Origin of the sequence: uncultured Proteiniphilum sp., from assembly GCF_937873925.1 — a bacterium.
Lineage (GTDB): Bacteria > Bacteroidota > Bacteroidia > Bacteroidales > Dysgonomonadaceae > Proteiniphilum.
Genome location: NZ_CALNAT010000241.1, coordinates 1 through 22,017 on the forward strand (window position 1 = coordinate 1; position 22,017 = coordinate 22,017).

Sequence of the window (22,017 nt, forward strand, 5' to 3'; positions counted from 1 at the left end):
TAGGGTTCAACACAAATAGTTCCGTATACTTTAATAAAAATACGAACATCCTATGAAACCGACATGTTTAAAATAATCATTCAACACCCGAAGGGAATAATTATTTTACATATCAAAGGTTCCCTACACCGAAAAGAAAAAAAATAAAATAATCGTATGAAAACTGTGTATAGGGACCATTTTTGGATAGAGAATAGTATGTAAAAAAGACAAACGGATAGAAAATGTTGATGATAAATAGGGAGGGGGAAAGAAAAAAAAGAAATGCATCTAAACTTCTTTTAATCACATATTTACCACTTATATATTAAATTTTGTAATATTTTGTAAGTTTATTATTAATAAATTTGTATCTAAATATCGACCATGTGTTATATATTTGTGACAAATATTAAAAGTCACAGTTAAAATGCGAACCCAAAAGTATGAACTCGGGATTGATAAAATATGTCAATCCGATGAAAGAATTGTAGTCGATATTAATGAAATTCCTTATCCTACGGCTGTTTATATCCAGTCGAAAGAAGAGGTTATATTGAACCGGCGCGCTTATAAAACTCTTGGAATGAGGGAGGGAGAAGTATTCGACCTGACGACCTGGAAAAGGATCAATCCTTATTTGAGCGATGTATTAAGAAAAATAAACCAGGACATTCTCAGTGATCAGAAAATGCATGTCATTCTTTTCAATGGTAAGCATGAAATAATGAACTATTCCCTGAGCCGTATTACAAATTCGTCGTTAGGAAAAATTTGTATTGTCCATTTCTCAAGGGCATCGGAAAAATATTCGGTAGCTTCGATCTCATCCCTCTATTCTGTAAAAGAGGAAATAGCGAAACTAAAACCCTATTTGAACCGAACGGGTAAGATTATGCATGAGAGCATAATGAAAAAATATTTCAGAGAAGAGAATCAGCAGCTCACGTTAGACGACCTGGTCTATTATGAAAGGGAATTACGTATTATCCAGAAAGCATATCCCTCGCTGTCCCATCGTGAAGTCATCCTTTGCGGATTGCTTGTAAACGATATGGACAGCAAGGATATTGCATCAATCACCAACAGGACCCTGGATGCGGTGTTCGTAACAATCCACCGTATCAACAAGAAACTGGATATACTTAACAAGAAGCAATTAGTGGATACGCTCAAAGAACTGGTAAACCAGAAAGAGCAAAATCAGCATGTTGCCACAGAAGCAAAAAGCTAATTTATCCGTTTATACGATGCCCTTTTAATTGATATATCTTCCCGTAAGGAGTTTCATCGTCCTCGAACTGTATTTCGAAGTAGATACTGTCGGAATTCAATATTTTTCCGTTCGATATTTTTATTCCGATACCTTCCTCGCTGATTTCACAGGTAGATAATTTTGTTTCGAAGGTGCCGTTTTTTTCGTCTGCAGCCGCTTTTACCTGGAATTTCCAGAATTTCACTTCCGAATCTTGAATGGTAATCGAGTCATTTCCGGCAGAGGTGTCTTTCAGGGTGATCACCTTGAAAGGACCAAATATGGTGGTCGAATCATTGTAAGCCGTGACTTCCCATTGGCCTGTAATCTTAACTGAATTGGCAGTATCGGTCAATTCTTTGCTTTCTGTTTCGCGTTCACACGATGCAAACACACCCAGGATGATCAATCCCAGTAAATATATATTTTTTTTCATTACTGTAATAGTGTAGTGTTATAAATAAGTATGTGTATTGGCCAAAAGGGCAGGAAGAAGCATTCTTCCATCATGCCATGGCCTGCGATTGAAAATAGTATAGTTATCTGAATCAGCGGATATACAGCGTTTTCAAGTGTGCTTTATTGCCATTCCTTACAAGGATGGTATAATTGCCCGGAACGGGCCTGGTGGGCAGCACGGTATGAAAACGGGTGAGGCTCTGGCTGTAAATAACCTCTCCGGCTCCGTTGGCAGCAGTGACCGTTGCCGATGATTCCAAACGTCCCCAGTTGTTCACGCAAACCCGGTTGTACTTGTCCAGATAGATCAAGATCGAGGGATCGTTCTTTATTTCGGGCAATGATGTACCTGGCTCGTCCGACTCTTCATTTTCATCTGTATTCCCGGGTTGTTGTTCTTCGGGAGTTGGTTCGGGCTCGGTCGGCTTATTCTCTTCGGGTAGGGGGGTCGATCCACCGCCGGGCGTCTCATTACCGGGTGTGGAGGATGACCGCGCCCTTCCGATGATCTTATCCGGAAGGATGGAAGCGGATAAAGACCGGTCATATACGTTTGTCTCTTTACCAATGACCGGCTCCACATTTCCGGCAAACCACCAGTTGTTCACAACTCCGTCTTTGTTCGTGTAGTTAACGGTGTTGTTGGCTACTGTTATATTAGAGGATTTTCCCAAACTTTCACTCCAATTGGCGGCATATAAACCTATGTTGGTGAAAGATTGGCGGCTTCCATATATTTTGTTATTCCTGATTGTCATATTGTTTCCGCCGGCGATGCTTATTCCATATTGACCTGCATTAACAACAATATTGTCTTCGGCTATCTGGTATGAACCTCCAAAGTCGCCTAATATTATCCCCCCGCCGGACGGAGAAGGGCCACCTCCCCGGAGCCAGTTTCCTTTCACTACGATGGGGCTTTGCGCCGTTCCATGCGATTGATACAGGTTGATAATGTCATCGGGTGAACTCTTGCCAGGGAAGTTTTCACATACATTGTAGCTGATACTATTTCCGGTACCGGAAACTTTATCAAATTGAGCCATTTTGCCGATCGTTCCTCCTCCTTCCGGCCCCACGACATTCGTCATATCGTTGTATTCAAATTTGATACTTTGTGACTTATGTGCTACCAATCCCGATTGTATATTTTCAAATGTGTTGTCCACAATGGTGATATTTTTACAGTTATCCAAAGAGATAGCTCGTTTTATCGAAGCACCGCTCAACTTATTGTTCCTGATAATCACATTCTCACAGTTATACAATACTATAAGGGATTGGTCACCGTTCGTGATCTCCAATCCTTCAATTACGAAATTGGATTTGCCTACGTGCTGAATCGCGGCAGACTTGGTGTACGATCCGGTATACCTGGCACCCTGCCCATAAGATATATGGAAAGGGAAGCACAATAATACCACACCCAGAATGATGATGTAGTTTCGTTTCATCTTTTTTCTCCTTTTCAATTAAATAGTGTGTTTGAATAAAATAGTGTGTTTAAAAATATAAGCCAAATTGATCCGGTTACATTCAGCGGAAACTCTTATTACGATTTCCCCGATGGCCTGTCGGGAGAGAGCATGCTTGATTTTCCTATAGGGTTACTTCCACCGAAAGCAACCTGTTCAATGTAGCTTGTTGTTTGATTGCACTGCAAATGTACGTCTTTATCTTCTTATATCATGTTAAAAAGCAGGGAAATAGGTGAGTATTTTCCTAAATTAAAAAGAATTAGGTCCAATTAACGGAAAAATTTCATTATATATAATAATTGTGAAAATAAAAAGCGCTAGAATCAAGTGCCACACCTGTTCCTGTAAAATAATGTTCCGGTTCTGTAATGTTATGTAAGGATATTTTTGATGCAAATGATTCATCTTCAATATATATTTGCGGTACTTAACTAATTTAGTTAAGAATATTAGCGGTGCACAGAATGAAATTTTGTCATTGCCAATAAAAAATAAAAATCACAGTTTACGGTTTTTGCATAATTACTGTCCTTTTTCTACTGCAGTATGACGGTATTGTGTAATTACCTGAAAAGAAAATTCAAAAAAATGAGAAAAATTATTTATCTGCTGGCGCTTACTTGCGTTACCGCTTCATGTGTGCAAGTGAAAGATATCTCCTATTTCCAGCAAACCGAGCAGGGGCAGACCGTACTGAATAGTACAACATATGATGCCCGGATCAAACCCAAAGATATCCTCTCCATTACTGTAGTGAGCAGCGAGCCTGCCGCATCGAGGAGATACAATCTCATCGCGCCGCAAGTTGATGAGAGATTGACTTCTATTCAGTCTCAGCCTTCGTTACAAACCTATCTGGTGGACAATGATGGAAATATTAATTTCCCTTCTTTGGGTGTGTTGAAGGTAAAGGGATTGAGTGTCAAAGAGTTGGAGAAGGCTATAGAAAAACAGCTGAAACCTTTCTTTACAGAAGAGATGCCGGTGATTACCGTCAGGATCATGAATTATTCCGTGAATGTGCTGGGTGAAGTGCTCAGGCCGGGGACGTTTGTAACAACCAACGGCCGGATGACCATCTTTGAAGGATTGGCTATGGCCGGGGATCTTACCATATATGGCCGTCGCGACAATGTGAAAATACTGCGGGAAAATGAAAATGGGGAAAAGATTATCTATACGTTGAATCTCAACGATAAAAAACTGTTCGACTCCCCTGCCTTTTTCTTAGAACAGAATGATGTGGTATATGTAGAGCCTAATCAGACGAGGGCCAACTCTTCCAAATATGGGGCAGCAGAGAATTATCGGATTTCCACTATATCGGTATTGATATCTTTGGCCACACTGGGAGTTACCATTTTTGCAATGTCGCGATAAACCTTACAAAATAAAAATTATGAACAAGTATTCGGAGGTCGAAGAAGAATTTATCGCGCTGTCAGAGAAGAAAATCGACGTGATGGCCATCCTGATGAAATATTTGTCTTATTGGAAATGGTTTTTACTGTCCATTATCCTGTGTCTTGCCTTTTCCGTAGTTTATATCTATTTTACGTTGCCGAAATACGAGATTACCACTTCGATCCTGTTCAGAGATGATCAGAAAGGCGGGACTGCAGAGATGAATATCTTTCAGGAAATGGGAGTAATCACCAGAAGGAACAATGTGGATAATGAGGTCGAGATACTGAAAAAGTCATTGATTGCAGAGAGCGTAGTCAGGGAACTCAACCTGCATGCTTCTTACATTGAAATGAAACCTTTGATTCCCGGTTTGGATAAATTACTTCCAGACTTCCCTAAGCGGAGTATTGCCGTTCTGTACGGCGATGAATTACCCGTCATGGTCAGAATGCCGGAAGATAAACTAAACACCTTGGCAAAGAATGTAACATTCGACCTGTTGGCTTATCCCGATGGCAGTTACCTGTTTGCCGGAAAGTTTAAAGGCGACAAATACCAGGTGAAGGTTGCTCCGAACGACACCCTGGTGGAGTTACCCTTTGGTGAACTCCGGCTTTCGAAAGGCAAGGTAAGACCGAAAGAAGAAATGTGGATCAAGGTGATGATTCAGCATCCGCTGAATGTGGCTAACGGATTTTTGAATTCGTTGGAGATAGAATTAACTTCAAAAAATTCTTCGGTGGCGGACATCACGTTGATTGCATCTAACATGCAACTGGGGAGGGATTTCCTGAAGGAGTACATCGAGTCGTACAACGAGCGTGGGGTAAGAGATCAGATGGAACTGGCCGACAGAACATCGAAGATCATTGACAACCATCTTTCTAATTTGAGTAATGAATTGAGCAATGTAGAAGATCAGGCGCAGGATTTCAAACAATCGAGGGGACTGACCAATATTGCTTCGCAGGCAGATCTGTACAATTCACAACTGGCAAGCGTGGGCCAGAGGAAAATGGATGTCGAGTCGCAATATGCCATTGTATCTAGCCTGTTAACTTTTGTACAGCAGAAGAGCGGGCACAGCCAGCTTATCCCGGCTAACTCCGGCATCCAGAGTCCTGTATTGATTTCCCAGATCACCACGTACAACGATTTGGTGCTGGAACGAAACAGGCTGGCACGGATTGCCTCCAGCAGCAATCAATCAATGATCGACCTGAATAATCAACTGGAATCTACTTTCCACTCCGTGGTTTCGGGTTTACAAAACGAAAAGAACAACCTCGATATCCAGCAGCGGGATATTAACACGGAGTATTCGCGCAATAATGCAAGGATCAGGGCAATACCCCAACAGGAACGGGCTTTCTCCGATATTACACGCCAACAGAATATCAAGGAAGAGTTATTCCTCTATCTGCTCCAGAAGAAAGAGGAGCGCTACATGAACATGACAGTAGTGGTACCCAATTCCAAATTCGTCGACAACATTCGTGTGAGGGGAATAGTATGGCCGAAAAATAGGCTTATCCTACTCATATTTTTTGGCCTCGCTTTGATACTGCCTATAATAGGGATTACAATAAGAGATCTGATTCGTTATCAGGTAGAAAGCAAGGAGGAATTGGAGGAAATCTCATCGATCCCGTTGCTGGGAGAAATTCCCCGTACCACTCAGACGCAGGCCGTTGCGCTGAAAGAGGACAATCACGACAGTTTTAATGAAATGCTGAGGCTTTTGCGCGCCAACCTTCTGTTTGTTATCGACAGCAAAGACAAAAAAGTGATCAACATGCTGTCCAGCATCAGTGGGGAAGGGAAATCGTTCGTATCCCTCAACCTGGCAATGAGCCTCGCACTGCTTGACAAAAAAGTCTTGTTGGTCGAACTGGACATCAGGAAACCCAAACTGGCCAAACAACTGAGTTTGGACAATAAACAGGGAATCACACTCTACCTGTCCGGCTATCTTGATAAGCAAGAACTGGTAAAACCATCGGGGATCCATCCTAATTTATCCGTGATTACTGCCGGATCGATTCCGCCGAACCCGAACGAGTTATTGGCAAAACCGGTACTGGACGAACTTATAAATGATTTAAGAAGTGAATACGATTTTATCATTGTGGATACGGCGCCGATAGGGATGGTTTCCGACGGCTTTTTATTGAACCGTATCGCAGATGTGAACCTGTACGTTACCCGTGCCGGATTCACACCGAAAAAATACATAGAGGATGCCGACAGGTATTTTCATGAGAATAAACTCAAGAAGATGTACTTTATACTTAATTCCGTCAATTTGAACGGGGCGAAATATCGGTATGGCTTCTATAAGAGATACGGATACGGATATTAATAATACGCAGACAGGAAACCCCGGCCGTTCTTTTTAAGTAAAATTACCTGATTCCGTTTGTTTGAGAAATAAAAAATAATGTTTAACATGTTAATAATGAGCAGCAAAATGGAACTCAATGGTGCGAATATAGTTCAACTTCCCAAGAATTTCGACAGAAGGGGAAATCTTTCCGTCATCGAAGAGCTCAGGAACACTCCATTTAAAATCAACCGTACCTACTGGATCTACGATGTCCCGGGCGGAGAGGTGCGGGGTGGTCATGCATACAGGCAAAACCAGGAATTTATCGTGGCGCTGTCCGGTAGTTTTGATGTGATACTGGATAATGGGAGAGAGCGAAAAACATATTCCCTGAACCGCTCATATTACGGCTTATACGTACCTGAAGGAATATGGCGCCAAATGGAGAATTTTTCTACCAATGCTTTGGCTCTCGTGTTGGCATCTATCAAATTTGACCCTGCAGATTATATTTATGATTATGCGCTTTTTAAAGAATTGATCAAGGAAACGGGCAGTATAAATAATAAAAAAATCGTATGAAGAAGACAAATATTTATGATTGTTCAATGCTGGAAATAGACAAGCACCATAACGAAAAGGGGAACATCAGTGTAGTGGAAAACGGTAAGACCATTCCTTTTGATGTTAAGCGTGTTTATTACCTCTATGATGTACCCGGCGGTGAATCCAGAGGGGGGCATGCGCACAAGGAACTGCAACAATTTATCGTGGCGGCCAGCGGCAGTTTCGACGTTACGGTAGATGACGGCGAGTTAAAAAGGACCTTCACAATCAACCGGCCATACAGAGGCCTGTTGATTGTACCCGGTATCTGGAGAGAACTGGATAATTTCTCTTCGGGTTCTGTCTGTCTTGTATTGGCATCGACAGAATATTCCGCCGCAGACTATATAAGAGATTACAATGAATTCAAAGAATATAAAAATGATTCACCCATTATCTGACGTACAAAGTAAAAATATTGGTGATGACACCAATATCTGGCAATTCTGCGTTGTCTTGTCTGGAGCGCAGATCGGTCGAAATTGCAATATATGTGCCCATGTTTTCATTGAAGATGATGTGATTGTGGGTGATAATGTAACCATTAAGAGCGGAGTTCAACTATGGAATGGGATTTCCGTGGAAGACAATGTTTTCATCGGGCCGAATGTCACTTTTACCAACGAGTTGATCCCGAGATCGAAAGCATACGTAGTGGCCAATCTTAAAAACACTGTGGTAAAAAACGGGGCATCTATTGGTGCCAATTCAACTATACTTCCGGGAGTGGTAATAGGGGAGTATTCCTTTATTGGCGCCGGGAGTGTGGTTACCGGTGATATTCCTCCCTATGCCTTATTTTACGGCAATCCTGCCACCCAACACGGTTATATTACCGAAGAGGGTATTTTATTAAATATGGAAAAGAAGGATAAAAACGGGGTACGCTATATTGTAGAAACAGAGGGAACAAACGAGTAAATATAGAGTAAAAAATCAAATAATGATATGAAACCGATAAAATTTCTTGATTTGCAAAAGATAACCCGGAAATACTCCGCTGAAATTCACCAGGCTGCTCTACGCGTAATAGATTCGGGGTGGTATCTTCTGGGTGAAGAGACCGGCGTATTCGAAAAAAAGTATGCCCAATATATCGGTACCCAGTATTGTATAGGGGTTGCCAATGGTTTGGATGCCTTGCGAATCATCTTACGTGCTTATATTGAGATGGGCGTCATGAATGAAGGTGATGAAATTATCGTTCCCGCCAATACATTTATTGCTTCCATCATCGCCATTACAGATAACCGGTTGGTACCCGTGTTGGTTGAACCCGATATTGAAACTTATCAGATCGATGATACGAAAATTGAATCTGCTATTACTCCCAAAACGAAAGGGATCATGATAGTACACCTGTACGGACAATGCGCGTATACCGACAAAGTGAGTGAGTTGTGTAAAAAATACCGGTTAAAATTGATCGAAGACAATGCACAGGCATCCGGGTGCAGATTGAACGGTCGAACAACCGGCTCCCTGGGCGATGCCGCCGGACACAGCTTTTATCCCGGAAAGAATCTCGGAGCCCTTGGTGACGGTGGCGCCATTACTACCAGTGACAGGTTATTGGCCGAAAAAGTCAGGACTCTGGCCAATTATGGTTCGAGTATGAAGTACGTTTTTGAATACCGGGGCTATAATAGCCGGCTTGATGAGCTACAGGCGGCCATATTGAATGTGAAGCTTGTACGGTTGGATGAGGATAACCAACGCCGAAAAGAGATCGCTCGATACTATCTGGAACATATCACGAATCCTGAGGTTGTTTTGCCGGTGGTAAATGATTGGGAAGCACATGTATTTCACCTGTTTGTCATTCGTTCAGTGAGACGTGATGAATTACTGCGACTTTTGAACGACAAAGGAGTCCAGGCCCTGATTCACTATCCGGTTCCGCCTCATAAGCAAAAGGCATACGAAGGGTGGAATCACCTTCATTTCCCTGTTACCGAGCAAATACACCGGGAGGTGATAAGCCTGCCGATTAGCCAGGTGATTACGGATAAAGAAGCCGAAACCGTTGTAAATATCATAAATACTCTCTCTTAAGTTACTCAGGATAAATAGACAAGATGACGGAACAGAAAAATTCATACCGGCAGATCATGAAAGCGACTTCCCTTTTTGGTGGAGTGCAGTTTTTCCAGATACTGATCTCGGTGGTGCGCTCTAAATTCGTGGCGATACTGCTGGGGCCGGCCGGTATGGGGATTGTCGGACTGCTTACCGCTACTACCGGTCTGGTGAGCGGACTTACCAATTTCGGACTCGGCACGAGTGCCGTCAAAAATATCTCCGAAGCCAATGCCACCGGTGATAAGGACCGCATTTCCAAGGTTATCTCTGTTTTACGGCGTCTGGTATGGATTACAGGATTGTTGGGCACAGTGGTAACACTGTTGTTTTCTCCCTGGCTCAGTGAGTTTACATTCGGAAATAAAGAATATACATTCGCTTTTGTGTGGATTTCCATTACATTGATATTCAATCAGTTGAGTACTGGTGAATTGGTACTGTTACAAGCGTTACGACGGTTGCAACATTTGGCAAAAGCCAATGTATATGGTAGCTTGGCGGGATTGGTCATTTCTATTCCTCTCTATTATAAGTTCGGTATCCGGGGAATTGTGCCGGTCATTATTATCACCGCATTTATCACACTGTTTTTCTCGTGGTATTTCGGACGGAAGATCAAAATGGAAAAGATGACGGTCTCCCGGTCCACACTTATTAACGAAGGAAAAAGCATGATGGTGATGGGATTTATGATCAGCCTGAGCGGATTAATAACGCTGATTGCGGCTTATCTGCTTCGCATATTTATCAATCGTACGGGCAGCGTGGACGACGTGGGTTTTTATACTGCCGGGTTTACTATTATCAACACTTACGTGGGAATGATCTTCACTGCGATGGGAACCGATTACTATCCACGTCTCTCCGTCGTGGCCGCGGACAACCAGCAATGCAGGGAAAATATCAACCAGCAATCGGAGATAGCGTTGCTCATTCTGGCTCCTATTCTTATATTCTTTCTGGTTTTTGTGAATTGGGCAGTAGTGTTGTTATATTCTTCCCGGTTTTTAGTGATCACAGGCATGATCTACTGGGCATCCCTGGGCATTTTTTTCAAAGCCGTGAGTTGGGCCATCGCATTTGTGTTTTTGGCGAAAGGCGCCGGTAAGCTGTTCTTCTGGAATGAATTCATCGGGAGCTGCTATACCTTGCTCTTCAGTATGCTGGGGTATCACTGGGGTGGATTGACGGGTTTGGGATTCTCGTTCCTGCTCTCCTACCTCGTCTATCTCATACAGGTATTCGTAATTGCAAAAGTGAAATATCATTTTTCGTTCCATTCCTCTTTCACGGTCATTTTTCTGGTTCAGTTCCTGTTGGCGCTACTCTGTTTTGTTGTGATGACTGTGGTAAAACAGCCTTATGCTTATTTGCCAGGGGTACTCCTTATCGCCGTCTCCTCGTGGTATTCATTTAGAGAATTGGAACAGAGAATCGGTATAAAGGAACTCATTCAAAATGTTATACAAAAAATTAAAAGGAAATAATTGTTTATGAGTGTAATAGATACCCCATTGGTCTCGGTGATCGTGATCACCTATAATGGTGCAAGATATGTGACTGAGACATTGGAAAGCGTAAAAGCACAGACCTGGAGGAATATAGAGTTGATCGTGAGCGACGATTGTTCCACTGATCAAACTGTTCAGATCTGTTCGGAGTGGTTAAGGGAAAATAAGGATCGCTTTTTGGTGACCAGATTAATAACCGTAGCGCAGAATACCGGTATTCCGTCCAACTGCAATAGGGGTTTATGGGCGTCGAGCGGAGAGTGGATCAAAACGATCGCCGGAGACGATGTGCTCATGGCTGGTTGTATTGCAGACAATCTTGCGTATGCCCGGCGTTCCGGCGCTTCTTTTATTGCTTCGGACGTACTGGAAATCGACGAAAACGGTGTATTGATAAGGGATAAGGTGGTCAATGAAGGATTGAACTTTTTCGCCGGTCTGCCTTCTGCAAAAAAGCAAATGAAAACCTACGTCCGATGGCCGGCCTTTTTGAATACGCCAACTTTTTTCTGCAGGAAAGAAGTCATGGAAAAAGTGGGCTATTGCGACGAAGATTTCAGGATCTATGAAGATATGACAATGGTAATCAGGGCAATGGAAAAAGGATTCAAGTTGCATTATATGAAGAAGCCTACGGTAGCGTATAGGGTGCATGCAAATGCCACTTCCCGAAGTCCGACGATGAACTCGTTCAGGGAGAAAGAGGCTCTCCTGGTTTTCCGGAAATACCGGAGCTGTCATCTAAGCCTCCTCAATCCCTTTGACTTATCGGTCTATTACGAAAATTGGCTACGGTTCAAATATAAAGGGATTAACGGACGTAAAGGAGATTCCTTATTGCGGAAGCTGAGCCTCTACTATTGGTATATGAGATTAATCGGAATTAGGTCATACTGATAATTGAAAAAGACTAAATGAACACTATGCGTATTCTCTGGATAACACATGATCTGTTTGAGTGTTTCCTTCCTTATGTGAAAGGAAATCCTACGAAAGGAGGATCCTGGATTGCCCCGTTATTTTATAGCATGAAGGAGCAGCCAGGAGTGAAATTAGGGTCGGTTACACCGGTTGTCAACGGAGAGTCTCAGAAGAAAGAGATAGACGGTATTACCTACTATTCCATTCCTATGAAGAAGAATGGGAATACCAAGGATATGAGTGAAGAACAGGTCTCAGGATACCTTTGGGCTATAAACGATTTTAAGCCGGATATAATCCATGTACACGGCACGGAGAAAAATTTCGGGCTTCTGCGAAAATATGTAGACGCAAGAACTCCCATTGTATGTTCTATACAGGGAATTATTTTGCCTTATTACGACAGTTTAAAACTCAGCGTCGCCGCTATTGATATAGAAAAATACCGATCTTTTAAAAACAGGTTGGGACGGGGAGGAGTAAACTTTACTTTGAAAAAATGGGAGCATTACAGCCTGATAGAACGGGAGATCTATCGTATAAATAACTATTTTATAGGTCGTACAACCTGGGATAAAGCCCAGTTGATGTCGTTGAACCCGGGAGCAGCCTATTTTCATGGAGAAGAATTGTTGCGTGCTGAATTTTATACGCAGAGATGGGCAATCGACAGATGTGAGCGCCACCGGATATTTGTCTCCTCGGCGGCATACCCGATAAAAGGTTTTCATGTTTTGTTGAAAGCAGCAGCCATGCTTAAACAGGAGTATCCCGATATAAAAGTTGTGGCGCCGTTAGCCACAATCGATACAAAGTCCTCTCATTTAAGAGATTATTTAGTAGCTGAAGATTATGCCAATTATTTGAAAAGCGAAATTAAAAAATTGAATTTGGAAGATAATATCCTATTCAAAAAACGATTATCGGCAAAAGAGATGGCTCTTGAATACGGCAAAGCACACGTCTTTGTCCTTCCCTCTTTTATTGAAAATAGTCCCAACGCATTGGGTGAGAGTATGATGATGGGAGTTCCCTCGGTGGCCTCTTCGGTAGGAGGAGTATCCTCTATTGTAAAAGACAACGAGAGCTCACTTCTGTTCCCTTCGGGAGATTCCGCTTTTTTAGCTTATCAGATAAAACGGATTTTTTCTGAGGATACATTAGCGATGAAAATTAGCCGTGAAGCTCAAAATATAGCGCACCGACGTCATAATGTAGAGCAGACAACGCAGCAATACTTAACAATATATTCCCATATAATTGAACAACATCATGAAAATACTACATATACTCTATGAGCTTAAATTCTCGGGAGCCGAGATAATGTACGTGGATGCAGCGCCTCTTTTTTTGAATAAAGGATGCGAACTTACCGTGATGGCTACGGCTTCAAACCTTGGCGAATATGCCCCGCATTTCAGGCAGGCCGGCTACGAAGTGATACACACTCCGTATCCCAGGAATTGGAATGTATGGACGCGTATGAGATATTACAGGCGGTTCATTCATTTTTTGAAAAGAGCCAATTTCGATGTCGTTCATATCCATGTCAACGCCTTTATGTGGGCCTTTGCGTTCTGTGCATGGGCAGCCGGGAAACGATCGGTATATACTTTTCATAATGTTTTCCCTTCTCATTATTATAGTTATCTCTATCATGTATTACAGCGATGGTCGGCCAAAAATATCCTCGGATGCAGGTTCCAAAGCATCAGTGACTCGGTGTATGAACATGAGCTGACTTATTACCATAATAGAACAAAGAAAGTATATAACTGGTATGGCGCCAATAGGTTTTCTCCACCGCATGACGGCGAGAAAAAACGCATCAGAGAGGAGTTGGATATCCCGGAAAATGCAGTGGTATTGATTTCTATAGGTGGTTGCAGTGAGATCAAACGGCACTCCGAAATTATAAAGGCGCTGCCCTATATTATAAAGGAGATCCCTTCCGTAATATACCTGCATCTGGGAGAGGGACATACGGAGACGGAAGAAAAGGAGTTAGCCGCGGAACTGGGGGTAAATACACATGTCAGGTTTTATGGTAACCAAACTGATGTCAGGAAATTTCTTGTGGTATCCGATATCTATCTTATGACGAGTAAATTCGAAGGTATATCCATTACAACCATAGAAGCGATGGCGTGCGGTATTCCTGCCATTCTTTATAACGTAGTGGGTTTACGCGACTTCAATAAGACCGGTGAAAATAGTTGTCTTATTCCCGAAGACCATAAAATATTGGCTGAAAAAGTAATCGAACTTCACTCCGACCCCGAAATGTCGGAATGGCTCTCTGCAAACGCCAGGAAACTGGTCGATAATACTTATCATATGAAAAAAAATGTGCCGGAGATACTTAATCTTTATATTCAATAAAAAATGAACAAGGTTAATGTGAATAAACAGATAATAAGTCATGTGATCCCTGTTACGATCCTGTTAATGACGATTTACTCTGTGCTGCCTTATGTGAAGTCGGGGGTTCCGCTGCTTTCTTCTTTCAATAATACAGCACTATGGTGGGGGATTTCATTTTTGATTCTGGGGGTGTTTTTCCTGTCCAGATATTATTTTTTCGATAAAAAGAATGAGGAGAATATGCTCATCGTCTGGATTTACTTATTGTGGAACGGAGTGTGCATAATAAGAGGCATGTTCGAGGCTGAAATATATTGGGACTGGAGAGGATTGATAAGCAATGCAATGGCGCTGATGTTACCGATTGTGATATTTTCTGCGACCAACAAATTGGTAGTACAGTCGTTACTTTCGTTTTTTGTAAAATATGTTTTGCCGTTATTTCTGGTGTTTGCGTTGATCATCAGAACCGATGCTTTCGGATTTTACCTGATACCGGTCAGTTTTCTGATATTGTTTTTCCCGGCGCTCACCAAACGGCAAAAAATGATTTTGTTGTTTAGTACGGTCATAGTTATCGTAGCCGATATGGGGGCGCGGAGTAATGTGATAAAATTCGGTGTTCCTTTCTTTATCCTGTTATTGTATTACTTCAGAAGAAATATTCCCGTTAAGATAATGGAAGTGGCACGCCTTACGTTATTTGTGGCTCCACTGATATTTTTCACCTTGGGAGTTACCGGAGTATTCAATGTCTTTAATATGGACGAGTATATAAAAGGCGATTACACTGCCGCTGGCGCCGATATTCAAGGCAACCGTGTTGAACAGAGCATAATTGCAGATACCAGAACTTTCCTGTATGAGGAAGTGTTGGTGTCGGCTATCAATAACGATTACTGGCTGTTGGGGCGTACCCCTGCGCGGGGTAACGATTCTTATACGTTCGGATTATTAGTGGCGGAATTGACGGGAAAATATAGATATGAACGTTTGTCAAACGAGATCGGATTGGCCAATGTATTTACCTGGACAGGCATAGTGGGGGTAATACTTTATATGCTGATCTTTTTCAGGGCGTCATATCTGGCTGTCAACAGGTCCAGGAATATTTATGCAAAAATGTTGGGTATCTATCTGGCATTCCGCTGGCTCTATTCATGGATAGAAGACATAAATAATTTTACACTCAACTATTTCATGTTGATGGTCATAATTGGGTTGTGCTTTTCAGAATCATTCAGGAATATGTCCAATAAAGATGTAACGATCTGGGTGCGTGGTATGTTCGACGTGCGGTATGTGCGCTTTCAGCAATATCTATCTAAAAAGAATAAATATGCAAAAACGGAATATAGCAGTTTTGTTAACGTGCCACAACAGGAAAAATAAGACGATTGCCTGCCTCGCCTCGCTTTACCGGGCTATAATTCCGCCACAATACACGGTGGATACCTTCCTGACGGACGACGGATCGACCGACGGGACTGATGAAGCAGTAAAAGAACTGTTCCCGCAGGTAAAAATAATACACGGTAATGGCAGTTTGTTCTGGGCGGGGGGCATGCGCCTTGCCTGGAAGACGGCTATAAAGGAAAAACCGTATGATGTCTATCTGTTGATTAACGACGATGTAATACTGCACCAGAATTTTATTTTGAATCTGTTAAAAGCAGATGCACATTCTTTGGTGGAAACAGGCAGGCAGGGAATATATTCCGGCGGCACTGTAGACGGAATTACCGGACAAGTAACTTATGGAGGGGCACTTATTAAACAGAACCATTTCATATTAACCACGCAGAAGCTGGTTCCCACATCTTACCCCCAACGATGCGACTTTGCAAATGCAAATGTGCTGTGGATCAGTCGTTGCGTGGTGGATAAAATCGGTATTTTCGAAGAACGGTATACGCATGGAATTGCTGATTACGACTATTCTCGACAGGCAGTAAGAAATAACATTCCGGTATGGCTGGCTCCTGATGTTTGCGGAGTATGCAACCACGACCACGGAAAAAACTGGAAAAGCAATGACATGCCTATAAAGGAGAGGATTGCCTGGATGAAAAGCCCCAAAGGCCTTGCGTACAGCGAGTATATGTATTATATAAGAAAGCATTTTCCGTTTTATCTTCCCTACTCACTCATCATGTTGTGGATGAAGATATTCTTTCCCTTTATCTGGAATAGGTTTAAAAATTAATGGAAAAAACTTATTATGAGCAAAATATTTCAACTTATTTCGTCTGTCCAGTTAGGGGGAGCAGAGATTGTCGCTTTTAATCTGGCTGAGTATGGTGGCTATAACTTACCCGATCCTACGGAAATTGCCGTGGTAGAGTTGTACCGAACAAAAAACAGTTATGCCGATACCAAAAGGAGAGAACTGGAAAATAAGAATATCCGGATTATTACTTTGCATAAGGGTTTGAAACGAAGTAGCTTAATGCTTGGTCCCCTGCGGCTGATTTTCCTCATTCTAAAGGAGAAACCTCGTGTTATTCACTCGCATACCGACCTCCCTGATTTTGTTTTATCGGTTGCCATGCGAACTTTCAGGTTTTTTCACCTTCCTTTTCCGCGAGTTGTCCGTACCATACATAATACCCAACTGTGGCGCACGCATCATAAGCTGGGTAGAATTACCGAGTCGCCCTATACGAATGAACCTGTTATTGCCGTTTCCTCCTACGCGATGAATGCATACGAACAGCTAAGGAAAAAATATGGGTTACCGGTCTCCCCGGACAGGCAGATCATTTACAACGGTTGTGCTGTTCCACAACAGCGTCAGCATCCATTTAAGATTGATAAAGAAAAGATCAATATCGCTTTTTGCGGTCGTTTTGAAGATTATAAAGGGATGGAAACGCTTATTCCGGTCATCACGGAGATGGGTCGTTTATATCCGTATCTGTTTCTGTTTCATCTTATCGGAGACGGAACTTATAAAAAACAATTGCTGCAACTTTCGCAACAGAGGGAAGACGTGTTCTTGTATGATCCCATTCCCAATGTCTCCAGTATGTTTCATGCGTTTGATTATCTCCTGATGCCATCGCATTTCGAAGGATTGGGATTGATATCTGTGGAAGCTTCTTTGGCAGGAGTTCCGGTGATTGCCTCTCATGCTCCCGGTCTCGACGAGACGCTGCCGGAAAATTGGCCGCTGAAGTTCCGGCTCGATAAGAAGGAGGAATTATATGCCATTTTTGAAAATATAAAAAACCGCATGTATGGCAGGGGGGAACTACAGAAAATAGCATTTGATTTTGTGAGTACGAGATTCTCTCGAAATAAAATGATTCAATCATATAATACATTATACAATAAGATGATATGAATTCTACACGGAAAAATATTCTTTTTATGCTCCATTTGCCTCCACCGGTGCATGGTTCGTCCATAGTAGGGGAACTGGTGAAAGAGAGCGATATTATCAACAATTCGTTTTGCGGGCGATATATCAACCTCATCCTGTCGCGAAAGGTAAACGAAAGCGGCAAAACCAATCCGAAGAAGATAGTCCGTTTTGTAATGATCTGGTTGCATCTGTTAGGGAAATTAATGCATCGTAAACCCGATCTCTGCTATTACGCCCTGACCACCACCGGAGCAGGATTCTATAAAGATGTGCTGCTGATAGCCCTGTTGCGCCTTTTTCGGGTAAAGATCATTTATCATATTCATAATAGGGGAATAATACAAGCAAGAAAGAGAAAGATAAATCATGTTCTTTACCGGTTTGTTTTCCGAAATACGCATGTGATCCTACTTTCCAAATATCTCTATTACGATATAGAAGAATACGTGCCGCAGGGTCATGTCTATTATTGTCCGAACGGCATTAAAGATTATCAACCTAACGCATCCTTTCTTACCCTGCCGGAGAACAGGCCTTTTAATATCCTTTTTTTCTCGAACCTTATAGAGGAAAAAGGTGTATTCGTATTGATAGAAGCCTGTTCGATACTGAAAGACAAAGGATATTCTTTTCAGTGTGAATTCGTTGGCGGGGAAGGTGATGTAAGTGAAACGCAATTCAACGCGTTTGTGCAGGAGAAAGGTTTGGAGGAGCAGGTGAAATATCTTGGGAAGCGGTATGGCCGGTTGAAAGAGATGGCTTTTGAGCAGGCCGATGTTTTCGCGCTGCCTTCGTACTGCGATTGTTTTCCGTTAGTGATTTTAGAAGCCATGCAGCACAGTTTACCTGTGATATCCACTTATGAAGGGGGAATGCCCGATATGGTGGATGAGGGAAGTACCGGTTTCCTGCTTCCCAGCTATGATGATGCAGAAGCATTATCCGAAAAGCTTGAATTTTTACTCTCCAATCCGGTGCTGCGTAAGCAGATGGGAATAAACGGCAGAATAAAATATGAGAAGAATTTCACTCTCCCTATTTTCGAGCAAAGATTACTTTATATATTACAGGATGTTCTCAAATTAAATAAATAAATAAAAAAATGCTTGTAGAAGTATCAAAAGAGGTGTACAGGAAACATTTTACAAACGATCCTCATTTGTTTATTACGGAACCCTTCATCGGTTTGGTAGAAAACAAATGTGAGAGAGTTGTTCGCTTGATGAATGATGATGAATCTTCCATGGGATTGATTCTGGGAATAAATAAGGGTTTCGCTAAATCTCCTTTTTCAGCCCCGTTTGGCGGGTTTCATTACTCGCATGAACATCTGTTCTATAATATTGTATCCGATTTTCTTACGGAGATGAAAAATTACATTGAGAGAGAAGGATTGAAGCAGGTATGTATCACATTACCCCCTGACCCGTACCAGACCAATATGAATGCAAAATTGGTGAACGCGTTTATCAGGCTTGGATTTACCATGGCCACCCCGGATATCACCAATTGGGCTGATCTGAAAAATTTTGACGGTACATGGATCAAGAGTATGGTAGGGCAAAATTGCCGGAAAGCAGTGAAATATGGCCTTACCTGCTCATTGGTGACGGACAGGAAATCGATGGAAGACGCCTATGCGGTGATTTTCCGGAACCGTGAGGAACAGGGACGTAAAATACACATGACCCTGGATGATATATTGGATGTGAGTCGTGTTATGCCGGTAGATTTTTTCCTGATAAGGGATAGTGACGGGAATGGCATCGCAGCATCAGTATTTTATCGCGGCCACCAGAAAATCGTGACAGGTATTTTTCTGGGAGACGATATGGAAAAAAGGAATTTGGGCACTATGAACTATTTGTACAAGAATTGCTATGAGCATTATAAAGCAATGGGGTTCGATTATATCGACCTGGGTACTTCCAGCTTAGACGGCGAACCGAATACAGGTCTGATCCGCTTTAAAGAACTCCACAATTGTTTCACATCGCTCCGGTATACCTTTTCATGGATCCCTTAACGGGATGGTATAAGTGTTGTTAGCAGTATGTTTTAATGTTTTTAAAAATCACAGTGGTATGTTACAGGAATTTGAACTGTTCAATGGGTCTTTACAGGAAGTACCCCCTTCAAAAAAATTGATCGCCACACTGAATGCGCATTCGTTTAATACGGTTAAAAAAGATTCTATTTTCCGTGAGGCGCTTCGGGCCAGCGATATGTTACTACCCGACGGGATCAGCGTGGTGTTGGCCGTGCGGTTGCTGCAAGGGAAGAAAATAAGGAAGATAGCCGGTGACGATCTGTTCCATTACGAGATGCAACGGGTACACCAAAAAGGAGGCAAATGTTTTTTCCTCGGTAGCTCGGAAACTACTTTGGATCTGATCGAAGAAAGAGCTAAGAGAGAATTCCCCGGCCTGCAGATATATCATTACTCTCCCCCGTACAAACCGGAATTCACGGAAGAGGAGAACCGGGCCATGATCGATGCGGTAAATGTGGTGGAGCCAGACGTACTTTTTGTGGGGATGACCGCCCCGAAGCAGGAAAAATGGGCTTTTGAACACTTCGATCTATTGAGAGCAGTCCATATCTGTTGTATAGGAGCCGTATTTGATTTTTATGCCGGAACGGTCCAACGTGCGCCTGCGTGGATGATCACTGCCGGTATGGAATGGTTTTACCGGCTGGTACGTGAACCACGGCGCATGTGGAGGCGGTATCTGATAGGGAATACCCTGTTTGTGTCGGAGATTTTGAAGGAAAAATTCCGGAGTTTCGGTAAAGGACCCCGGCTTGTCACTTTGCAATCGAAAACGGTAAAACCGGAACAGAATTAATTTTTGTATAATCACAGCATATGAATACAGATCATTCGGGAGTAAGATTCTTCTTTCTTCTTTTCGATTTATTGCTTTTAAATATATCGGTTTACATGGTATATTACAATAGTCCGATGTATAACTACGTGGATCTGCCGGGAAGGAATCTCTATATTCTGCATGCCAATATTGCTGAACTATTCGCGTATATCATCTACTCAAATAGAAATTACTTTTTTACGGATAAATACACCGAAAGGGTAAAGGCTTTCAGTGTACGATTTATCATCCTTCTGGCCACCCTCTTCCTTCTGGCGGAGATTTTTCTCCCTAAAGGATATCACAAGGGATTTTTGGTAGAATACACGGGTTTCTTCTTCGTGGTGAAGGTGGTTGTTTTTTATTTTATTTACAAGTTCCAGCAGTACCGGTATATAAACGGCTATGCACACCAGAGGGTAGCCATCCTGGGAGTAGGGAACTCAGGCTTGGTACTGGGTAAGTTGTTAAATGATAATCCGTCTCTGGGATTCAAACTGGTAGGGTATCTTTCAAATAAAGAATATCAATCTGACTTCGCCACACTGGGGGAATTGAATGAGTTGAGCTCTCTGTCGGAAAGATTCAAATTAAATATGCTTTTTGTAACTGATCCTAAATATTTCACTAAAGAGAATACCAAAAAACTACTATCCCTGTCTAATGAAACAGGGGTGCGGGTACGGTATATCCTTATGAAAGGGTTTTGGAACAGTCATAATCATATGGGAAAAAAAATAAAATCGGCCCATTTTTTCGAAATGTTCAACCCTCAGGAGATCCCGTTGGATAATCTGACTTTGCGTGTTGAAAAGCGGATTTTTGATATCTTCTTCTCTGCTGCCGTTATTATTTTTATATTCAGTTGGTTATTTCCTGTTATAAGTATATTGATCAAACTGAATTCAAAAGGCCCCGTATTTTTTAAGCAGCAAAGGACAGGAATTAATAATAAGACTTTTAACTGCCTTAAGTTCAGAACGATGACAGTAAACAATGAATCCGACAGTAAACAGGCACAAGTAAACGATTCAAGAATCACTTCAATAGGTAACTTTCTTAGACGCAGTAACATTGACGAATTGCCGCAATTCATTAACGTACTTCTCGGCAACATGTCGGTAGTGGGCCCCCGCCCGCACATGTTGAAACATACCGAACAATATTCAGAACTGATACGGCATTACAAAGTCCGACATTTTGTCAAACCGGGGATTACCGGCTGGGCTCAGGTAAACGGATTAAGAGGGCTGACCGACGAACTTTGGAAAATGAAAAAAAGGGTGGAGTACGATATGGAATACCTAGAAAAATGGAACTTTTTATGGGATATCAAAATAATTTTCCTGACACTTTTCGGCAATAATGCCTATAAAAATGCCGGATAAATCC

21 protein-coding genes are annotated in these 22,017 nt (G+C 42.2%); 19 read left to right on the top strand and 2 right to left on the bottom strand.

Annotated features, from left to right (window positions below; translation table 11 throughout):
• Positions 1–409: 409 nt before the first annotated feature.
• Positions 410–1,213, top strand: a complete 804-nt coding sequence (locus Q0502_RS16900; protein WP_298653403.1) for a hypothetical protein — start codon at positions 410–412, stop codon at positions 1,211–1,213.
• 1 nt (position 1,214) lies between these two features.
• Here the strand turns inward: Q0502_RS16900 and Q0502_RS16905 are convergent, their stop codons facing one another.
• A complete protein-coding gene (locus tag Q0502_RS16905; RefSeq protein WP_298653406.1) occupies positions 1,215–1,670 on the bottom strand; it encodes a lipid-binding protein in 456 nt (151 codons plus the stop codon).
• A 112-nt stretch (positions 1,671–1,782) separates the two neighbouring features.
• A complete protein-coding gene (locus tag Q0502_RS16910) occupies positions 1,783–3,147 on the bottom strand; it encodes a right-handed parallel beta-helix repeat-containing protein (protein WP_298653408.1) in 1,365 nt (454 codons plus the stop codon).
• 45 nt (positions 3,148–3,192) lie between these two features.
• On the opposite strand from Q0502_RS16910, the gene Q0502_RS16915 reads away from it, so the two are divergent.
• From Q0502_RS16915 to Q0502_RS17000, 18 genes are all read left to right on the top strand, one after another.
• Complete coding sequence (locus Q0502_RS16915; RefSeq protein WP_298653410.1) at positions 3,193–3,333, top strand: hypothetical protein; 141 nt, start codon at positions 3,193–3,195, stop codon at positions 3,331–3,333.
• Positions 3,334–3,759: 426 nt separating this feature from the next.
• Positions 3,760–4,551 carry a polysaccharide biosynthesis/export family protein gene (locus Q0502_RS16920; RefSeq protein WP_298653412.1) on the top strand — a complete coding sequence of 264 codons (792 nt, stop codon included), beginning with the start codon at positions 3,760–3,762 and terminating at the stop codon, positions 4,549–4,551.
• Between the two features lie 19 nt (positions 4,552–4,570).
• Positions 4,571–6,940 (top strand): tyrosine-protein kinase, encoded by a 2,370-nt coding sequence (locus Q0502_RS16925; protein WP_298653414.1) that lies wholly within the window; start codon positions 4,571–4,573, stop codon positions 6,938–6,940.
• Positions 6,941–7,048: 108 nt separating this feature from the next.
• A complete protein-coding gene (locus Q0502_RS16930; protein WP_298653479.1) occupies positions 7,049–7,486 on the top strand; it encodes an FdtA/QdtA family cupin domain-containing protein in 438 nt (145 codons plus the stop codon).
• A complete protein-coding gene (locus Q0502_RS16935; RefSeq protein WP_298653417.1) occupies positions 7,483–7,911 on the top strand; it encodes an FdtA/QdtA family cupin domain-containing protein in 429 nt (142 codons plus the stop codon). Before Q0502_RS16930 ends, Q0502_RS16935 begins: the two co-directional genes overlap by 4 nt.
• Positions 7,892–8,431 carry an acyltransferase gene (locus Q0502_RS16940; protein WP_298653419.1) on the top strand — a complete coding sequence of 180 codons (540 nt, stop codon included), beginning with the start codon at positions 7,892–7,894 and terminating at the stop codon, positions 8,429–8,431. Before Q0502_RS16935 ends, Q0502_RS16940 begins: the two co-directional genes overlap by 20 nt.
• Before the next feature lie 27 nt (positions 8,432–8,458).
• Positions 8,459–9,565, top strand: a complete 1,107-nt coding sequence (locus Q0502_RS16945) for a DegT/DnrJ/EryC1/StrS family aminotransferase (RefSeq protein ID WP_298653421.1) — start codon at positions 8,459–8,461, stop codon at positions 9,563–9,565.
• A gap of 23 nt (positions 9,566–9,588) precedes the next feature.
• A complete protein-coding gene (locus tag Q0502_RS16950) occupies positions 9,589–11,079 on the top strand; it encodes an O-antigen translocase (protein ID WP_298653424.1) in 1,491 nt (496 codons plus the stop codon).
• Positions 11,080–11,085: 6 nt separating this feature from the next.
• A complete protein-coding gene (locus Q0502_RS16955; RefSeq protein ID WP_298653426.1) occupies positions 11,086–12,000 on the top strand; it encodes a glycosyltransferase in 915 nt (304 codons plus the stop codon).
• Positions 12,001–12,017: 17 nt separating this feature from the next.
• Complete coding sequence (locus tag Q0502_RS16960) at positions 12,018–13,322, top strand: glycosyltransferase (protein WP_298653429.1); 1,305 nt, start codon at positions 12,018–12,020, stop codon at positions 13,320–13,322.
• Positions 13,297–14,406: a glycosyltransferase family 4 protein gene (locus tag Q0502_RS16965; protein WP_298653431.1), complete on the top strand. Its 1,110-nt coding sequence runs from the start codon at positions 13,297–13,299 to the stop codon at positions 14,404–14,406. The genes Q0502_RS16960 and Q0502_RS16965 overlap by 26 nt, the downstream gene beginning before the upstream one ends.
• A gap of 3 nt (positions 14,407–14,409) precedes the next feature.
• Positions 14,410–15,780 (top strand): hypothetical protein, encoded by a 1,371-nt coding sequence (locus Q0502_RS16970; RefSeq protein ID WP_298653434.1) that lies wholly within the window; start codon positions 14,410–14,412, stop codon positions 15,778–15,780.
• Positions 15,728–16,594 carry a glycosyltransferase family 2 protein gene (locus Q0502_RS16975; protein ID WP_298653437.1) on the top strand — a complete coding sequence of 289 codons (867 nt, stop codon included), beginning with the start codon at positions 15,728–15,730 and terminating at the stop codon, positions 16,592–16,594. The genes Q0502_RS16970 and Q0502_RS16975 overlap by 53 nt, the downstream gene beginning before the upstream one ends.
• A 15-nt stretch (positions 16,595–16,609) precedes the next feature.
• Positions 16,610–17,734: a glycosyltransferase family 4 protein gene (locus Q0502_RS16980; RefSeq protein ID WP_298653440.1), complete on the top strand. Its 1,125-nt coding sequence runs from the start codon at positions 16,610–16,612 to the stop codon at positions 17,732–17,734.
• A gap of 26 nt (positions 17,735–17,760) precedes the next feature.
• Positions 17,761–18,849, top strand: a complete 1,089-nt coding sequence (locus Q0502_RS16985) for a glycosyltransferase family 4 protein (RefSeq protein ID WP_298653442.1) — start codon at positions 17,761–17,763, stop codon at positions 18,847–18,849.
• A gap of 8 nt (positions 18,850–18,857) precedes the next feature.
• Entirely contained in the window at positions 18,858–19,781 is a 924-nt protein-coding gene (locus Q0502_RS16990) for a hypothetical protein (protein ID WP_298653445.1), read from the top strand.
• Positions 19,782–19,839: 58 nt separating this feature from the next.
• Complete coding sequence (locus Q0502_RS16995) at positions 19,840–20,604, top strand: WecB/TagA/CpsF family glycosyltransferase (protein WP_298653448.1); 765 nt, start codon at positions 19,840–19,842, stop codon at positions 20,602–20,604.
• A gap of 20 nt (positions 20,605–20,624) precedes the next feature.
• Positions 20,625–22,013, top strand: coding sequence for an exopolysaccharide biosynthesis polyprenyl glycosylphosphotransferase (locus tag Q0502_RS17000; RefSeq protein ID WP_298653451.1), 1,389 nt, complete (start codon positions 20,625–20,627; stop codon positions 22,011–22,013).
• Positions 22,014–22,017 lie beyond the last annotated feature (4 nt).